Below are 15,521 nucleotides of genomic sequence, written 5' to 3'. Positions count from 1 at the left end.
GTCCCGATCATGAGCAATGCTGGCAAAACGGGCCTTGTAGTCACGGCGCATCCCGGCGATTTCGTCTGGCGCGCGGGCGGCGCGATCGCGCTGCATGCCAGGAAGGGTTACCGCGTCAAGATCGCGTGCCTGTCGTTCGGCGAACGCGGCGAAAGCCAGTTCGCCTGGAAGGAAGCCGGCGCGACGATGGAAAAGGTCAAGGCCGGAAGGCGCGACGAGGCGCAGCGCGCAGCCGAGATGCTGGGCGCGGAAATCGAATTCTTCGACGCCGGCGACTATCCGCTGCGGCTGACGGATCAGCATTTCGACCGCATGGTCGACATCTACCGTGAGCTCAATCCGTCCTTCGTGCTCACCCATGCGCTGGAGGATCCCTACAATTTCGATCACCCGAACGCGGCGCACTTCGCCCAGGAGACCCGCGTGGTCGCGCAGGCGATGGGCCACAAGCCGGGCGCCAAATATACCTATTCCGCGCCGCCGGTTTTCCTGTTCGAGCCGCACCAGCCGGAGATGTGCAATTTCAAGCCGCAGGTGATCCTCAATATCGACGAGGTCTGGGACATCAAACGCAAGACGTTCGAGATTCTCGCCGCCCAGAAGCATCTGTGGGCCTATTATGAGCGGGTCGCGCTGCAGCGAGGCGTGCAGGGCGGCCGGAATACGGGCAAGCCAATGACCTATGGCGAGGCCTATCAGCGGCTGTTCCCGATGGCGTTGGAGGAATTGGCATGAAGACGGTCGTCGTCCGTAACATCAAGCGCACCGACGCTGAGCTGGTGAAACGGCTGGGCGCGCTCGGCGTCGCTACCGCACACGAAGCCTATGGCCGCTTCGGGCTGATGAAGCCCTATCTGCGTCCGGTGTGGAGCGGGGCGGAGACGGCCGGGACCGCCGTGACCGTGCTGGCGCAGCCTGGCGACAACTGGATGATCCATGTCGCCGTCGAGCAGTGCCAGCCCGGCGACATCCTGGTGGTCGGCTGCACCACGGACAATACCGATGGCATGTTCGGCGATCTCTTGGCGACCTCGCTGATGGCGCGCGGCGTCAGGGGTCTCGTCATCGATGCCGGCGTGCGCGACGCCAAGTCGCTTCGCGAGATGGGCTTTCCGGTGTGGTCGAAAGCGATCTCGGCCAGGGGTACGGTGAAGGCGACGCTAGGCGCGGTCAATGTGCCCGTGGTCTGCGGCGGTATCAATGTCAAGCCGGGCGATGCCGTGGTGGCGGATGACGACGGCGTGGTGGTGATCGGGCGCAAGGACGCCGCCGATGTGGTCAGCAAAGGCGAGAAGCGCCGCGCCGATGAGGATGGCAAGCGCCAGAAGCTCGCCGCCGGCGTGCTCGGCCTCGACATGTACAACATGCGCGAGCCGCTCGCGAAGGCCGGTCTCGTCTACGTCGACGAGCTGGAGGAGGATTGAGGTGACGATCCGCCTGCGCACCTTGCTCGGCGACCATCCCGGTACATCAGCGCTGAAGAACGGGTCGATCAGATCTGACCTGGTCGCGTTCGATTTTGCGCAATATTCGCCGACCAACAAGGGCTTCAAGCCGATGGTCCGCGAAGCAGCGTTCGACGTCTCGGAGATGGCGATCGTCACCTATCTGATGGCGAAATCCTTCGGCAAGCCGATGGTGCTATTGCCCGATGTCGTGCTGGCGCGGTTCCAGCATGGGCATGCGCTTTACAATGCGAAAGCGGGGACACTTGGCCCGCGCGACCTCGAAGGAAAGCGCGTCGGCATCCGCTCCTTAACCACGACGACCGGCGCATGGCTGCGCGGCATTCTCGCCAATGACTATGGCGTCGATCTCGATTCGATCGACTGGGTGACGTTCGAGGAAGCCCATGTCGCCGAGTTCGCGGACACGACGAAGCGGGCATCCGCGGGCAAGCAGATCGTCCAGATGCTGATCGACGGCGAACTCGACGCGGTGCTGGGCGAGAAATCGGATCATCCGGATTTGAAGCCGCTGTTTGCCGATGTCGCCGCGGAAGAAAAAAACTGGTTCGAAAAGCACGGGGTGGTGCCGATCAACCATATGGTGGTGGTGAGCCGGAGATTGTCGGAGGAACATCCGGATGCGGTGCGGGAGGTGCATCGGCTCCTTGCCGATTCCGCGACCGCTTCGCCGGAAGCGCGACGCTTCAGCCGAGACGAAATGCAACGTTCGCTGCAAATGATCATCGATTATTCCGCGCAGCAAAAACTCATTCCGCACCCGTACGCGGTTGAAGAATTGTTCGACGATGTAACGCGGGCGCTCTGGTAGCCACCCGCACACCTGTCATCATCCACCTTGTGCGCAATTGCGCACTGGGGCGGATGATCCAGTACGCCGCGGCGCTTTGGGTCCGTTGCCGAGCGCGCGGCGCACTGGATACCCCGCCTTCGCGGGGTATGACGAACCCGGTTAGGAGAAACCAATATGACCCCCGAGCCGATTTTCGATCTTGCCCATCTCGGCCACATGGAATTGCTGACGCCGAAGCCGGACGAAAGCCTGAAATTCTTCGTCGACGTCATGGGCATGACGGTCAGCGGCCAAAAGGGCGAGTCGGTCTATCTGCGCGGCTGGGATGATTACGAGCGCTATTCGCTCAAGCTGACGGCGTCGAAGACGTCGGGCATGGAGCACATGGCGCTGCGCGCGCGCAGCCCGCAGGCGCTGGAACGCCGCGTCGCCGCGCTGAAGGGCTCGGGTTTTGATATCGGCTGGACCGATGGCGACATGGGGCAGGGGCCGGCGTTCCGCTGCCGTGATCCCGATGGCCACATCGTCGAGCTCTATTACGAGACCGAATGGTATCAGGCGCCGCCCGAGCTGAAGCCGGCGCTGAAGAACCAGGCGCAGCGGTTTCCGGCGCGCGGCGTCAATGTCCGTAGGCTCGATCATCTCAATTGCCTCGCCGTCGACATCAAGGCGAACCGGCTGTTCTTCGAGAACTATCTGGGCTTGCGCACCACTGAACAGATCGTGCTGAACGACGGCACCGAAGCCGCGATGTGGATGACGATGTCGAACAAGAGCTACGACTTCGCCTATACCCGCGATCACTACGGCAAGGCAGGCCGCTTTCATCACGTCACCTACGCGCTCGACAGCCGCGAGGAAATTTTGCGCGCCGCCGATATCTTTCTCGAAAACGGCGTCTACATCGAGACCGGCCCGCACAAGCACGCGATCCAGCAGACGTTCTTCCTCTATGTCTGGGAGCCCGGCGGCAACCGCGTCGAGGTCGCCAATGCCGGCGCCCGCCTGATCCTCGCGCCTGACTGGAAACCGATCGTCTGGACCGAGGAGGAGCGCAGAAAAGGCCAGGCCTGGGGGCTGAAGACGATCGAGTCGTTTCACACCCACGGCACGCCGCCGGTGTAAGCGGGCGATTGGGCAAAAAAAATTGGCCGAGCTTCGCCGATAGGGTGCGCTTTAGGACGCTAAAGCCGGCAATGCCTACGGCAAAAGCGGACGCCGCTCTTTTGGGGCGCGCGACGTGTCGAGCCGTTGCTGGTTGGCGCGCCTCAAGGTGGATCAACAACACTTATATCATCGTCACGGCGCCGCACGGCGCGCCGAGGATTCGGATATCAAGCCGCCATTCGCCCTGTTCACCTGGAGCGGGAGAGAAGGCGACACCGAACCGGCCGCGATGAACGTTAAGATCTCGGCCGATTTCGCACCCGAAGCGGTGTTCGCAATTCCCGGCAGCTCAAGCATGATGCTGCTGTCGGATGACGGAACCAAAAAGTGCAAGGCCGCAGGCAAAGCCCAGAAATCCTTCCGGGCCTTGACCTTGCCGGTGTCGAAATGAAGAAGAAATAGCCGGTCAGGACATGGTGCCGCAAATCTTGCGGAGGGTTTGCGCGCTCCGATCACTAGGACGAGCCGCTCTCGATGGCGCCTTGCTCTCGCGGCGCCGCGCACCATGTTGGTGTGGGTGCAACAGCCAGGATTCGCTGATGGCACTGCGGTTCGATTTCACCAGCGAAGCTTTCTTTCGCGATCCCGGGGCAGGCGTGGCGTTGCTGCGATCTTCCGCTCCCGTCGTCTTCACACGGTTCCCGATCATAGGGCGGGTCTGGGTCACCACGACCTACGAGGCGGCGGCGCATGTGCTGAAGGACAGCACCGCGTTCACGCTGCGCAAGGAAGGGGGGCGCTGGTCGGGTTACCGTGGTGGATGCCAAGAATGATCGGCGCCGTCGCCAACAACATGTTGACGATGGATGAGCCCGATCACACGCGGCTGCGCGACATCGTCGACGAGGCGTTCCGCCGCCGCGCCGTGCTCGACATGGAACCTCACATCCGCGCCATCGCCGATCGTCTTGCCGACGAATTGTTTGCGGCCGGCAGCCCGGCCGACGTGGTGCAGCATTATGCGCGGCTGCTGCCGCTTGCGGTGATCTGCGAGCTGCTCGGCCTGCCGCCGGCGGACCGGCCGAAATTCATCGCCTGGGCCAATTCGATCGCCAATCTCTCCAACGCGTTCGGCTTTCTGCGGCTGATCGGCGGGCTCTTCAAGATGCGGCGCTACCTGCAGAAACGTCTTCAGGCGGCTCGCGAGAAAGGCGGCGAGGGATTGATCGCCGAGTTGCTGCGTGTCGAAAAGGAGGGCGGGCGCATCACGCCGGACGAGATGGTCTCGATGGTGTTTCTGCTGCTCGGTGCCGGCTCCGAGACGACGACACATCTGATCAGCGGATCGGTTTTCGAACTGCTGAAGGATCCGGGTCGCCGCGATTGGCTGGCCGCCGACTGGAGCCGCGCTGGGCTCGCAGTCGAGGAATTCCTGCGCTTCGTCTCGCCGGTGCAATTCTCAAAGCCGCGCTATGTGCGCCGGGATATCGATCTCGAAGGGGTGAGATTGAGGAAGGGCGACAGGGTGATGGCGATGATCGTCGCGGCCAATCTGGACCCGCAGGCAAACGCGCAGCCCGAACGCCTCGATCTCGAACGGCGGCCGAACCGCCATCTCGCGTTCGGGACCGGCATTCACTTCTGCCTCGGCCACCAGCTCGCGCGGATCGAAGGCATCTGCGCGCTGCAGGCGCTGTTCACGCGCTGGCCCCAACTGAAGCTGGCGGTCGAGCCGTCACAGATTCACTGGCGCCGACGGCCCGGTATTCGCATGATCGCCGAGCTGCCGGTGGTGGTGGGCGGTTGATGCGGGGGCTGCTCGGCCGGAGAGCTGGCTGGGGAACCTGGACTATAACCGACAATCGAGAATCCCCGGAAAATACTGCAGATACGCGTCTTTTCAGGTTGTATTGGGTACGCACTTTGGGTACGCATATGGGTACTCTCCCTGACGCAGGCAACACATGGCCACCAAAGCCGACCGAAGATACCTCGAACGCCACGGCGAAAAGTGGCGCGTGGTAGTGCCGGTCCCCCGCTCTTTACACCATGTGCTCGGCACCAAGCTAAAGCGCTCCCTCAATACTGACAGCCTTGCCACAGCGAACAAGCTCAAGTGGTCTGTCGTGCAGCAGCTTCAGCAAGAGATTTCGCGGCAAGCCACAGGCAAGACCGACAACGCCGGCAAGAGCGATGACCTGCTCACTGCGGAAGCTCTGGCGCTTCGGGAAACCTTAGAGCAGGCGACTACCGATCAGGCGAGGCAGGATGTTACCGACTACATCTCCATGCGCGCTGATGAGATCGCGGGAGACCCTGTAGAGACCGCCGACAGCAACAGCGGTGCTCGTGCATTCGAGTACGAGAGCGAGCGAGAGCCGGTAGCAGGGAGCTTCTATCGCCTCGCTACAGGCTCGGTGACACCTTTGCGGACCTTCGTGTCGCAGTGGCAGGGTCAACTGGCACGACATCCAAGGGTCATGAAGGATGATGAACGCGCACTGGCGCTGCTTGAGGCGTGGTGCAGGGACAATCGAATTGATGCAGCCATAGAGCCAATCACGCGAAAGGCCGCCGGCAGGTTCATTGCCAAGCTGTTCGACGACGGCGGCCGCACGCCTCGTACCATCAACAAATACATCTCGTCGCTCTCGGGCTATTGGCGGTGGCTGGCGAGGCGTGGCCATGTTGCCGACAACCCTTGGCGAGAGCAGTCACTCCCGAAGCAGAAACAGAACGGCGACGGAGCCGCGCGGTCCTTCACTGACGAAGAGATGATCAAGCTCTTGAGCGGCAAGACCCACGACTACCTGCACGCTCTGATGAGGATTGCAGCATTGTCGGGGGCGCGCATTGATGCCATTGCCTCGCTGAAGGTCGCGGACTGTCAAGGCGGGCTGTTTAGGTTCAAGCCTCAAAAGAAAGAGCCGGGACCGCGCTTCGTCCCGATACATAGCGCTCTTGTGCCGCTGATCAAACGCCGCTGCTCTGGAAAGGCGGCGGATGACGATCTATTCCCGGAGCTTCCGGTACCTCCTGTGGGCTCTGAGCGTGAACGGTCAATGCCGGCTGTGAAATTGTTCGGTCGCTATCGGAAGGCCGTGGGCGTCGACGATCAGGTGCCCGGCAAACGCAGGAGCCTAGTCACATTCCATAGCTTCCGCCGGTGGTTCATCACACAGGCAGAGCGCGCGGGACAGCCTGAGAACATCATCGCTGCGGTTGTCGGACACAAGCGCGCTGGGATGACGCTGGGGCTCTACTCAGCCGGTCCTGATCGAGAGCAGTTTAAGCGTTGCGTTGAGTCTGTGAAGATACCCAGAAAGAAACCCCTCCGGGCACATGGAAAGAGCGATGGCTGACATCATCACCCTCAATACTACCGACTTCACAATTGCCGAGATGTTTCAGGCGGGCTACCGGGATGGCCGCGACAGCGTCGATGAGCAGTCTCGAGAGACCGCCAACCAGCAAGGCTTGGAAGATGCCCACGCCAACCGAGAGCGCACCGCCGGAGACACTGAGTGGACCGACAATGGCATCTCTGTCGCCGCAACGTGCACCGAGCAGGCGGCCTACGGTTTCGGCTGGGATGCTGGTTGGCGTGACGAGGTGGAGGACGAGTACCGCCGAGGGTATGCGGAAGGACGGTTTCGGAGGTTGGTCACTCCAGCCCGAAGCAACAGCACACAGGTGGACTGCGCTGCAGCCTGCGCCTGATGAAGAGACTTCCTAGTGGGGTTTTTACTGAAGCCCCACTAGGCCCCCCAGCCGCGTCTGAGGCTTCAGTTTGAAGGAGGGGTCCAACTTGCCAACGATCGATTGCACCTTCTGCTGCCCGTCAGCCGTCAGATAGACAATCTTCCTACGACGCTCGCGCGGCTCTTCGAATGCTTCGACGAGACCGAGGCCCGGCTTGCCGTACGTTTCCCACCGCGACAGCACGGCAACGTTGCGGGAGCAGGACGACTGGCTTAGGCCGGTCTCCTCAGCAAGTTCTTGCATCGTTATCCCCGGCCTGCTTGCGATGACGAGCAGGCATGTAACGGTTTGAGCCGGAACATACGGCGCAAGTTCTCGACACGCTGAAAGGAAGTCTACGGCTCGAGGCAGCGCTGCGGTCGGGCGGCGGGCGTGGGTCATCTGAATTCCTATGAATGCTGCCGGACAGGGACGATAGGGCGCGGCGGTATTCAATCCGACTTACGCGAAGCATTCAACACTCTCTCCAGAAGGCCGCTAGGCGACTCAGCGGAGTCTAGTGGTGAGTCCGTCCGCCATTCGGGTGTCTGCAGTTGCCCTACCGTAGGGCCACTCAGCGTCTCTCTAAACGGCTCTAGCGCCTACGGTGTTTTGATCCCAGCCCGAAGGGGCCACGTCCCAGGGCCTTTTCCTTTTTTTGTGGATTTCGGAGCAAGGCAAAAGCAGCCTAACTATTTGAACTGACTCTGAAATAAGCCGGCCAAGCGCAATTACCCGACCCCCTTGGAGAAACAGAAATCCCGCCCCCGATGATGTACCTAACGGTTATTACGTTGATAGTCACAGGCTCGATCCTCGGGGTGGACTAACGGCGACGCTTCAATTGCTGTGATATTTAGCGGCATCAGCCCATCCCTTCACGGCGGCCCCTCGGGTCTGTCGTTTCACTTCGTGGTACTTGCCCTTGTATTCACCTGTGGCAATCCAGACGGACGTTGAGCGCTGGTTGACGTTAATCTCGACCATGTCATCCCAGACCTTGACCACGGCTTTCATAGCCAAGAGCCCCATCTGTTTGACGACCATCCTAGTCCGAAGACCGGTCTCACAGGCGCAACTTGAGCCACGCCCTTCACCGGTCGAACGGATCGAACTCCTCGGACGGGAGCAACTTGTCGGACGGGCTTCACCGGGCCGCCCATAGCTTCCTGCGAAAAAAGCAATGGTTGTCCGTCGGCACCTGTGATCCAGCCGTTAACGAGCCAGCCGACGTGTTCTCCGGAGTAGCTATAGACGTTCCCGTTCCTGATGAATGCCGACGGTGTTCCATCCCAGTCGTAGATGTGCTCGTCATCGGCGAGATAGGCGGTCGCTCGGCCGCTCCGATCATAAAAGTCCATTGGTGCCTCACGAAATAGATAAAAGTAGATTGTTTAGGGTAGCAAAACCTGAGGTAGGCGCAAGGGTTTGCCTAACAGGCCCCCCAATCCTCAGTCCCTCTAGTGTGTGCGCCTCATGCTCTTCTGACGATATCAGGCGCGGCTAGAGCCGTACAAACTTCTTTCCCATCGTCTCTCATCCAACTTCAGCAGCACCCTCGGTAGCCCCTTGGCTGGGCAATCAGCATGAGCAGAACCCGCGTGTAAGCAAGCGGACGTTCCGAGGGTGCTGCTGAAGTTGTTCCCCCTGTGCTGATGACCATCGACCCGGCTTTGCTGGGTGTCCCTCGTCAGCCAACCCCGGCCTATCGCCGGAGAAGCACCTACTACCCATGTCCAACAACATCTACGCTCGCCTCACCGGAGGCATCACTCGCGCATCGATCTCCGGCGATAACGCTCACTTTCCCGGCGATGACCCCATCGGCGATGGTGAAGCTCTTCGCCAGGCGATGCGCGACCCGCGATATTCCAAGTCAGCGAGCTATCGGGCCATGGTCGAGGAGGCCATCGCCGAGAGCATGGTGGTCTCGTCGGACCCCAACAGCGGACAACTCAACGGTCGCTTTCAGGTACGCGGCAATCCCATCGATGAAGCCCCGCCTGCCGAGCGTGAGTTGACGGAGCACGAGCAGGCAATGATTGCTCTTGCCGAAAAGCACGGCCTGTAATCGGATGGCTATTCCATCTCTCTGGCCCGATGCACTGAGTAACGCACGCGTGTGCACGGTCGGCGCCGCCAACCGCAACATCAGGCGCGTCACTCGCTCTGGCGAGGTCGCCCTTCGCGAAGCGTGCATCTTGTTCGCGCTGTACCATTGCAAAGGCCGCGTGGACATCAGACGTATCGAACGGCTTACATCGATCAACGCAGCAGCCGTGTTCTACACTGCTGACGGTCTCGCCATCAAAGGCTACGTGACGACTGATCGCGATGACAAGCACGTCAACGTGATCATCACAGACAGCGGTCGGGCTCTCCTAGAGAGATGCTGGCATCCGCTCGCGCAGCAGGTCTCTGCGAGCCCAGCAGCGGGGACTGCACCATGACCTACGCCTTTCCCTCTGTGGCGAACATGTCGGCTCAGTCCTACTTGCGGCAACGCGGCATCACCGACGTATCCGCTGAAGGTCTCGCTAAGTTCTCCTCGCGTGTACGTTCATTGGACGCGGGGCTGACCGACCGCGCGGCTATGGTTCTCTATCTTGCCGCCAAGTGCCCCGGCATGACCGTCAGGGAAACCGAGGTTGCGCTCGCAGCGAAGACTGCGGTCGTCTGGGCCGTACTTCGCGGGATTGCGATAAAACAGGTCTTGATTGAGATCACAGCCGGAGAAGCTGAGACTTGGCAGAAGCGCGTGCAGTTGAGCCCTGAAGGCGAGAAGCTTGTAGCAGCCGCAGAGGAAGCTTCGTCGTGAAGGATGCTTTCCCGGAAATCCCGCTAAAGCTTCTAGAGGAGCTGGAGCGCAGATACCCGGAGCGATGTCCGTCTCCTGAGATGAGCGACAGAGCAATCTGGGCCGCAGTCGGCGAGCGCCAAGTCGTGAGGCTGCTTCGTCGCGCCTACGACGACCAGAACGACAACGGCAATCAACTTCTCTAGCTGTCTTTTCGACGGTAGCAACACCTGAGCCGGTGAGACAGCCGGCCAATCGCTCGCCAACACCGCGCGGGCAACGAGGAAATAAATTCCAATGGCGAAAGCCACAAAGACGACCACCGAAGTAGCCGTAGAGGAAACAGAGGAAGCCGCCGAAGCCACCTTCACGCCAACCTCGCGTGTTCTCGAAGACGGCAGAGCTGTCCATCTAGATCGCGATGGCTGTGTCGTGGTCATCCAAGCAGCCGCGCCCCCGGCTCCGAAGGGCGAGTATCCGCCGATGGAGTTGGTTCGCGAGCGGATGCAAACTCACCACTCCGTGCAAGCGCCACCGCCCGCTGATTTGCGCGGCTCTCGCACTTTCGGCGTTAAATAACCATGAGCGACAAGATCATCTCTCCCGTCCACTCGGGGGAGGCTTTCAATCCATTCTGTGCCACCGATGTGCAACTGAAGTCGATCCTCTCGTGCACAGAGCTGGCAGCATCAGTTCAGGCGTCCACTTACGTCGACGAGAGTGGGCCTACAGCCCGCTGCGGTTTCCTGATCATGGGCCGACATGGCCTCCCAGTCTTCACTCGCCACGGCTCCAATAAAGCGGCTACCGTCTTCCAACATGCGGGGCAAGCACGCCGAGCGGTCCGAGATCACCATCCTTCCGGGAAAGTGATGCGCGCCTGGGTGAAGGCCGCTGCTGACCTCAGCGACGATGACATGCTCGTCGGGTTCATACTCTGGAGAGACGGAAAGCCGCTTAGGACCGGCAGGAAGGACCTCAAGGTCAGACTGTTTCTGCACAAAGGGTTTGCGATGAGGGCAGCGATTGAGAACGGCGCTGTTGTGCGTAAGGTCTTCATCTAGGCATGGGCCGCCCCCTAGTCCGCTCCAGTCGACCTCGCGTCACCTACCGTCGACTTAGAGAGCTTCTTCACTACGACCGCTCAACCGGCGTGTGGACATGGAAAGCGCTATCTCACCTACGGAGTAACGTTCCTATCGGCTCCGTCGCCGGCACCATCAAAGAAGGTCACCGCGTCATATCAATCGACAAGGTCACCTACCAAGCTGCGCGGTTGGCCGTGCTTTACGTTCGTCGTCGATGGCCAAGGCCCGGCTGTGTCGTCGACTGTAAAGATAGGAACCCGCTGAACCTTGCATGGCCGAACCTCCGCGAAGCAGGACCACAAGGCGACAAAGCCAACAGCGCTCGTAATCGCAAGCGCGTCGGAATGCTCAAGGGTAGCTATCTCGTCGACGGCAAATATCGCGCAGCCATTCACACCAATGGCCGGACGAAACACTTAGGCACCTTCGCAACAGCCGAACAGGCGCACAGCGTCTACCTCAGTGCCGCCAAGGTGCACTTCGGTGCCTTCGCGAGCGACGGAAAGCCGCCGCAGAGCATCGTCTAATTTCTTCACCGACAATCGGTCTGTGGCTGCCGCATCGGTAACACTCAAACAGCCACGACAAAGGAAAATTGGTACATGGCCGGCGATACGCCTGCTTGGTGGGGCACGCTCGAAGAGCAGTCCGCCAGAGACGGAATCAACGTAGAATTCCTACGCCGCGTAGGCGGTCAAGAGAGCGGCTTCCGTAATATCGGCAACGAGACGACCTCGGCTGGAGGCCCGTTTCAATTCATCAAGGGAACGTGGGAAGGGTTGTCAAAGCGCAACCCTGACCTATCCCTGACGAACCGCTGGGATGTCGAGCAGCAAGCTCGCGCTGTCCCTCGGTTCACCAAAGAGAATATGGACATCATGGAGGGTGCGCTCGGTCGGCGCATTAGCGGTGGTGAGGGTTACCTCGCACACTTCCTCGGGACTGGAGACGCCCCGCGCGTCGTTAAGGCCTCCGACGACACACCCATCCATAATGTCGTTTCCGCATCGTCTATCGCTGCGAACCCCGCCGTGTTCGGCAAGTACCGGACAGTCGGTCAACTGCGCGCATGGGCAGACCGTGTCAGTGGTGGCGTAAGTCCCTACGCCGACCCTAACTACACGCCAGCTCCCCGCGTGCCTAACGTTCCCGCAGAGGTGCCGCCTGTCGAAGGCGCACAGCTCTCTTCGGCGAACGCGCGTCCTGCTGACCCTCTCTCGCGTAACGAAATCCGCGACGCTGAGATCGCAGTGAAGGCAGACGCCCCTAGCCTGGGTGAGGCTACATTCAATGCAGTCGTCAACGAGAGTGCCCTGAAGTGGGCCTTTCACGGCGACGATAAATACGTCCCCAACCCGGAGTTCAAGTGGACCCCGGAGTTGTACAAAGAGATCACTGACGGTGTCCCGAAAGAGTACTGGGGCTACTTCGACCGTGCGTTCTCCGAAGGCCATGCTCGCTACCTCCGCAGGGAGATGGACAAGGACTTGGAGTACGAACGGCAGATGGACAGCCTCGGCGCAACGGGCACCGCGCTGCGTATCTTCGGTGCCATCGTCGACCCCGTTGGGTGGGCGGCAGGTGCCATAGCAGCTCCCATCGGTGGAGTTGCGAAGGGCAGCAAGCTGGGCATGATCATCGCTCGCGCTGCTGAAGGCGGCATTGCGGGCGTCGCTCAGGTGAGCCCCTCGGTGCTCAATCGACCCACCGGTCAGAGCCTCGATCTGCTCTACGCAGGCGCTGGCGGTATGCTGCTAGGCTCCGCGTTCGGTGCGCTGGCGAGAAACCCCGCCGCTGCCGATCTGGCAGAGCAGGGCGCTAAGCTCGGCAAGAGCATGATGCAGGACATCGAGGCCCAAGCCATCCGTGGCGAGGCTTCTGTCGGCGCTGCTCAGGCATCCCCGCGCATGGCAGTCCGCACGGACACCTACGACTGGCTCGGCGCTCCCGTAGAGGACATTGCGCCCAAGGCCGTGTTCGGTGGCGTCCGTTACGACTTCGCCGGCCAGCTCGGCACCTCGGAGAACGTCTCCACCCGTCTGCTCGGTGCTCACCTCGTTGAGGACGCAGTCGGCCGCGCGAAGGGACTGGAGACCCCGTTCTCAGTTTCCGAGATGCAGCGCAAGACGCAGCTCGGCTTCGAGACCCGGTTCATGCAGGAGGCGACCGCCAACTTCAAGGCATGGGCTGACGACCTCAAGCTCGGCTGGGCTGAGCGGCAGTCTCGAGAAGGCGAGTTCAGGCAGCAGGTCACTGAGGCCATACGCAACCAAGACCCCAGCGTCACGTTCCACCCGGCAGTGCAGAAGCAGGCCGCCGCGAACGCGAAGCTCTACGCCGAGTACCACGACCTTCTGGTCAACCCCGGTAAGCTCGACGGCACCACTCGTCGACCTGTGTTGTCACCTGACGTGCCTCAGAATGCAAACTACGTCCCGCGCATAATCAGCCGGGAGAAGTTTCAGGACTGGGCGACGCGCTTCGGCGACAGGCAGATCGGACAGTTCATCGCCTCGGCGGTGCGCGGTCTCAACCCCGACATCGACGCTGAACTCGCTGTCCGTATCGGCCGTGGCTGGTACAAGCGCATCCGCGATGTGCAGGCGGGTCAGGAGCTGAACGGCGGTCGCGCTCTCTTTGGAGAGGATGTCGACGGTCTGATCAGCGCTCTCACCGACGCGGCCAACATGTCAAACGACGAGGCCCGTGCGTTCGTCGCTCGCTTACAGAAGGAGCCGGGTGAGGGCGGCGTTGCCCGTACGAAGCACCGCACGCTGATGGACGAGAACTTCCGTGGCACCATGCGCGACCAGAACGGCGCAGTGCATGAGGTCCGCCTGGCTGACATCTTCGAGAATGACAGCTTCAAGCTGTTCGGGATGTACAACAGGCAGATGTCCGGTCAGCTCGCGCTGGCTCGGCTGCGCATTGAGAACCCGAAGTGGAAGCTCAATCCAGACAGCGCACCTCAGTATCTCGTCGATGGCATCACGAAGCGCTCCGAATGGGACACGCTGATGAAGCAGGTCGCCTCTGTCGCTGACGAGATCGGCCACGATGTGAAGCTCCGCGACAAAGACCTCGAACGACTGAACTTCATCCACGACGCGATCACCGGCACGGGCAAGCCCTCGAACCAGTGGCTCCGTCTGCTGCGCGACTACAACTTCGTGCGCGTGATGAACCAAGTCGGTTTCGCTCAGGTCGCTGACGCCGGCCAGCTCCTCGGTCAGGCAGGTTTCCGCGCTGCCCTCGAAGGCATGCCCTCGCTGCGTTCTCTGTGGCGCAACGCGAAGACCGGCAAGCTCGACGATGCTCTGGCCAACGAGCTGGAGTACATCACGCAGGGCGGCACGGACTGGATGCGTGGCGCTGCACACAATCGCTTCGACGACTTCGGTGAGCACACCATACTCTCGTCGAGCGGCTCCGCGCTGGACAAGGCCGAAGCTGTTCTGGAGAAGGGCAAGCGCGCCGTCAACGTCATGTCGTTCATGGCCCCGGTGAACACCTACCTGCAACGGTGGGCCGCCAAGGCTTCACTCGCTCGCCTCATCAACGAGGCCTCAGGTGCCACTAACGCCAACCTACCTCGCCTACGTGCGATGGGGCTGAGCGATGAGATGGCCAAGCGGGTGCAGAACGAGTTGAAGACGAAGGTCACGTATCTCGACAACGAGACCCGCGTAGGCAAGATCAAGGACACCAACTTCGACGCTTGGCATCCCGAAGTGCGTAACGCATTCGAGAACGCCATGTGGCGAATGTCTCGCCGGCTGGTGCAGGAGAACGACCTCGGTCAAACGAACATGTTCTTCAGCAGCGACCTCGGCAAGATGCTGTTCCAGTTCCGTGCCTTCATGCTGGCGTCGTGGACGAAGCAATTCCTCTACGGCATCAACATGCGCGACTGGCAGTCCTTCGTCGGCTTCTCGGCGTCGTCGGTCCTCGGGGCCGGCGTGTACATCGGGCAGACGCACTTGCAATCGCTCGGGCGTTCTGACCGTGAGAAGTTTCTCGCCGACAGGCTCTCACCGGCCAAGATCGGTGCAGCGACCTTCCAGCGTGCTGGGTGGGCCTCGCTCATGCCGATGGGTGTGGACTTCGGTGCAGAGGCGTTAGGCTTGGACCCGCTCTTCGATACGCGTTCATCCGGGTTGACCGGCAAGTGGCTTGGCAATCCAACCGCCGACCTCATCGACAAGCTCTACAAGGGCGTTGGCGGTGCAGCCGCGACTGTCACAAGAGGGAGCCCATTCTCACAGCCCGACGCTCGCCGGTTGCTGTCGGTGCTGCCCTTCCAGAACTTCCTGCCTTGGATGAACACCTACAACGTGTTCATCAGCAAACTCCCGGAGAAGGAGGCGCGAAGATCACACTAGCGGCTCTTCTCGCGATCCAAGCTGAGGGCCTCGCTCTTAGCTGAGCGGGGCCATACGGCAGTCTTGCGGACTACGACCGCTGTTCTAGCCACCGCCTCTGAAGAAGTTCTCCGGCCAGAGGAATGATGGCAGGTAATGTCGAATTAG

General features: G+C 61.1%; 17 protein-coding genes and 1 pseudogene. 15 read left to right on the top strand and 3 right to left on the bottom strand.

Going from position 1 to position 15,521, the window contains the following annotated elements; genetic code table 11:
- Nucleotides 1-9: 9 nt before the first annotated feature.
- The 8 genes and pseudogenes from HCN50_RS19575 to HCN50_RS19540 all read left to right on the top strand — a co-directional run bounded on the left by HCN50_RS19575 (nucleotide 10) and on the right by HCN50_RS19540 (nucleotide 7,086).
- Nucleotides 10-735 (top strand): PIG-L deacetylase family protein, encoded by a 726-nt coding sequence (locus HCN50_RS19575; protein WP_171711285.1) that lies wholly within the window; start codon nucleotides 10-12, stop codon nucleotides 733-735.
- Complete coding sequence (locus HCN50_RS19570) at nucleotides 732-1,424, top strand: 4-carboxy-4-hydroxy-2-oxoadipate aldolase/oxaloacetate decarboxylase (RefSeq protein ID WP_171711284.1); 693 nt, start codon at nucleotides 732-734, stop codon at nucleotides 1,422-1,424. Before HCN50_RS19575 ends, HCN50_RS19570 begins: the two co-directional genes overlap by 4 nt.
- Nucleotide 1,425: 1 nt before the next feature.
- Complete coding sequence (locus tag HCN50_RS19565) at nucleotides 1,426-2,277, top strand: substrate-binding domain-containing protein (RefSeq protein WP_171711283.1); 852 nt, start codon at nucleotides 1,426-1,428, stop codon at nucleotides 2,275-2,277.
- A 156-nt stretch (nucleotides 2,278-2,433) separates the two neighbouring features.
- Nucleotides 2,434-3,384 carry a catechol 2,3-dioxygenase gene (locus HCN50_RS19560; protein WP_171711282.1) on the top strand — a complete coding sequence of 317 codons (951 nt, stop codon included), beginning with the start codon at nucleotides 2,434-2,436 and terminating at the stop codon, nucleotides 3,382-3,384.
- 133 nt (nucleotides 3,385-3,517) lie between these two features.
- Complete coding sequence (locus HCN50_RS19555) at nucleotides 3,518-3,817, top strand: hypothetical protein (protein ID WP_171711281.1); 300 nt, start codon at nucleotides 3,518-3,520, stop codon at nucleotides 3,815-3,817.
- Nucleotides 3,818-3,965: 148 nt separating this feature from the next.
- Nucleotides 3,966-5,173, top strand: a pseudogene (locus HCN50_RS19550) (cytochrome P450).
- Between the two features lie 157 nt (nucleotides 5,174-5,330).
- Nucleotides 5,331-6,728 carry a site-specific integrase gene (locus tag HCN50_RS19545; RefSeq protein WP_171711280.1) on the top strand — a complete coding sequence of 466 codons (1,398 nt, stop codon included), beginning with the start codon at nucleotides 5,331-5,333 and terminating at the stop codon, nucleotides 6,726-6,728.
- Nucleotides 6,721-7,086, top strand: coding sequence for a hypothetical protein (locus HCN50_RS19540; protein WP_171711279.1), 366 nt, complete (start codon nucleotides 6,721-6,723; stop codon nucleotides 7,084-7,086). The genes HCN50_RS19545 and HCN50_RS19540 overlap by 8 nt, the downstream gene beginning before the upstream one ends.
- 24 nt (nucleotides 7,087-7,110) lie before the next feature.
- Here the strand turns inward: HCN50_RS19540 and HCN50_RS19535 are convergent, their stop codons facing one another.
- The 3 genes from HCN50_RS19535 to HCN50_RS34815 form a co-directional block, all read right to left on the bottom strand.
- Nucleotides 7,111-7,509, bottom strand: a complete 399-nt coding sequence (locus tag HCN50_RS19535; RefSeq protein ID WP_171711278.1) for a MarR family winged helix-turn-helix transcriptional regulator — start codon at nucleotides 7,507-7,509, stop codon at nucleotides 7,111-7,113.
- A 438-nt stretch (nucleotides 7,510-7,947) separates the two neighbouring features.
- The gene (locus tag HCN50_RS19530; protein WP_171711277.1) at nucleotides 7,948-8,154 is read right to left on the bottom strand and encodes a hypothetical protein; all 207 of its coding nucleotides are present in this window, start codon (nucleotides 8,152-8,154) and stop codon (nucleotides 7,948-7,950) included.
- The gene (locus HCN50_RS34815; RefSeq protein WP_376700301.1) at nucleotides 8,121-8,468 is read right to left on the bottom strand and encodes a 4-fold beta flower protein; all 348 of its coding nucleotides are present in this window, start codon (nucleotides 8,466-8,468) and stop codon (nucleotides 8,121-8,123) included. Before HCN50_RS34815 ends, HCN50_RS19530 begins: the two co-directional genes overlap by 34 nt.
- 371 nt (nucleotides 8,469-8,839) lie before the next feature.
- Here HCN50_RS34815 and HCN50_RS19525 point away from each other — a divergent pair, with 371 nt between their 5' ends.
- From HCN50_RS19525 to HCN50_RS19495, 7 genes are all read left to right on the top strand, one after another.
- A complete protein-coding gene (locus HCN50_RS19525; RefSeq protein WP_171711276.1) occupies nucleotides 8,840-9,178 on the top strand; it encodes a hypothetical protein in 339 nt (112 codons plus the stop codon).
- A gap of 4 nt (nucleotides 9,179-9,182) precedes the next feature.
- Nucleotides 9,183-9,557 (top strand): winged helix DNA-binding protein, encoded by a 375-nt coding sequence (locus HCN50_RS34810; protein ID WP_171711275.1) that lies wholly within the window; start codon nucleotides 9,183-9,185, stop codon nucleotides 9,555-9,557.
- Nucleotides 9,554-9,925, top strand: a complete 372-nt coding sequence (locus HCN50_RS19515; RefSeq protein ID WP_171711274.1) for a hypothetical protein — start codon at nucleotides 9,554-9,556, stop codon at nucleotides 9,923-9,925. Before HCN50_RS34810 ends, HCN50_RS19515 begins: the two co-directional genes overlap by 4 nt.
- Before the next feature lie 276 nt (nucleotides 9,926-10,201).
- Complete coding sequence (locus tag HCN50_RS19510) at nucleotides 10,202-10,483, top strand: hypothetical protein (protein WP_171711273.1); 282 nt, start codon at nucleotides 10,202-10,204, stop codon at nucleotides 10,481-10,483.
- A 2-nt stretch (nucleotides 10,484-10,485) separates the two neighbouring features.
- On the top strand, nucleotides 10,486-10,968 hold the full coding sequence (locus tag HCN50_RS19505; protein WP_171711272.1) for a hypothetical protein: 483 nt from the start codon (nucleotides 10,486-10,488) through the stop codon (nucleotides 10,966-10,968).
- A 368-nt stretch (nucleotides 10,969-11,336) separates the two neighbouring features.
- Nucleotides 11,337-11,519: a hypothetical protein gene (locus HCN50_RS19500; protein ID WP_171711271.1), complete on the top strand. Its 183-nt coding sequence runs from the start codon at nucleotides 11,337-11,339 to the stop codon at nucleotides 11,517-11,519.
- Nucleotides 11,520-11,594: 75 nt separating this feature from the next.
- Nucleotides 11,595-15,374 (top strand): hypothetical protein, encoded by a 3,780-nt coding sequence (locus HCN50_RS19495; RefSeq protein ID WP_171711270.1) that lies wholly within the window; start codon nucleotides 11,595-11,597, stop codon nucleotides 15,372-15,374.
- The last annotated feature ends 147 nt before the right edge of the window (nucleotides 15,375-15,521 follow it).

The sequence above is a fragment of the Bradyrhizobium archetypum genome (assembly GCF_013114835.1).
In the GTDB taxonomy this organism is placed as follows: domain Bacteria; phylum Pseudomonadota; class Alphaproteobacteria; order Rhizobiales; family Xanthobacteraceae; genus Bradyrhizobium; species Bradyrhizobium archetypum.
The sequence above is the reverse complement of the archived record's forward strand: the minus strand, read 5'-3'. Positions and strand labels throughout refer to the sequence as shown.

Coding starts and splice junctions, on each gene's coding strand:
- HCN50_RS19575 (WP_171711285.1), top strand. CDS start 10: ATGAGCAATGCTGGCAAAACGGGCCTTGTAGTCACGGCGCATCCCGGC.
- HCN50_RS19570 (WP_171711284.1), top strand. CDS start 732: ATGAAGACGGTCGTCGTCCGTAACATCAAGCGCACCGACGCTGAGCTG.
- HCN50_RS19560 (WP_171711282.1), top strand. CDS start 2,434: ATGACCCCCGAGCCGATTTTCGATCTTGCCCATCTCGGCCACATGGAA.
- HCN50_RS19545 (WP_171711280.1), top strand. CDS start 5,331: ATGGCCACCAAAGCCGACCGAAGATACCTCGAACGCCACGGCGAAAAG.
- HCN50_RS19540 (WP_171711279.1), top strand. CDS start 6,721: ATGGCTGACATCATCACCCTCAATACTACCGACTTCACAATTGCCGAG.
- HCN50_RS19535 (WP_171711278.1), bottom strand. CDS start 7,509: ATGACCCACGCCCGCCGCCCGACCGCAGCGCTGCCTCGAGCCGTAGAC.
- HCN50_RS19530 (WP_171711277.1), bottom strand. CDS start 8,154: ATGGTCGTCAAACAGATGGGGCTCTTGGCTATGAAAGCCGTGGTCAAG.
- HCN50_RS34815 (WP_376700301.1), bottom strand. CDS start 8,468: ATGGACTTTTATGATCGGAGCGGCCGAGCGACCGCCTATCTCGCCGAT.
- HCN50_RS19525 (WP_171711276.1), top strand. CDS start 8,840: ATGTCCAACAACATCTACGCTCGCCTCACCGGAGGCATCACTCGCGCA.
- HCN50_RS34810 (WP_171711275.1), top strand. CDS start 9,183: ATGGCTATTCCATCTCTCTGGCCCGATGCACTGAGTAACGCACGCGTG.
- HCN50_RS19515 (WP_171711274.1), top strand. CDS start 9,554: ATGACCTACGCCTTTCCCTCTGTGGCGAACATGTCGGCTCAGTCCTAC.
- HCN50_RS19510 (WP_171711273.1), top strand. CDS start 10,202: ATGGCGAAAGCCACAAAGACGACCACCGAAGTAGCCGTAGAGGAAACA.
- HCN50_RS19505 (WP_171711272.1), top strand. CDS start 10,486: ATGAGCGACAAGATCATCTCTCCCGTCCACTCGGGGGAGGCTTTCAAT.
- HCN50_RS19500 (WP_171711271.1), top strand. CDS start 11,337: ATGCTCAAGGGTAGCTATCTCGTCGACGGCAAATATCGCGCAGCCATT.
- HCN50_RS19495 (WP_171711270.1), top strand. CDS start 11,595: ATGGCCGGCGATACGCCTGCTTGGTGGGGCACGCTCGAAGAGCAGTCC.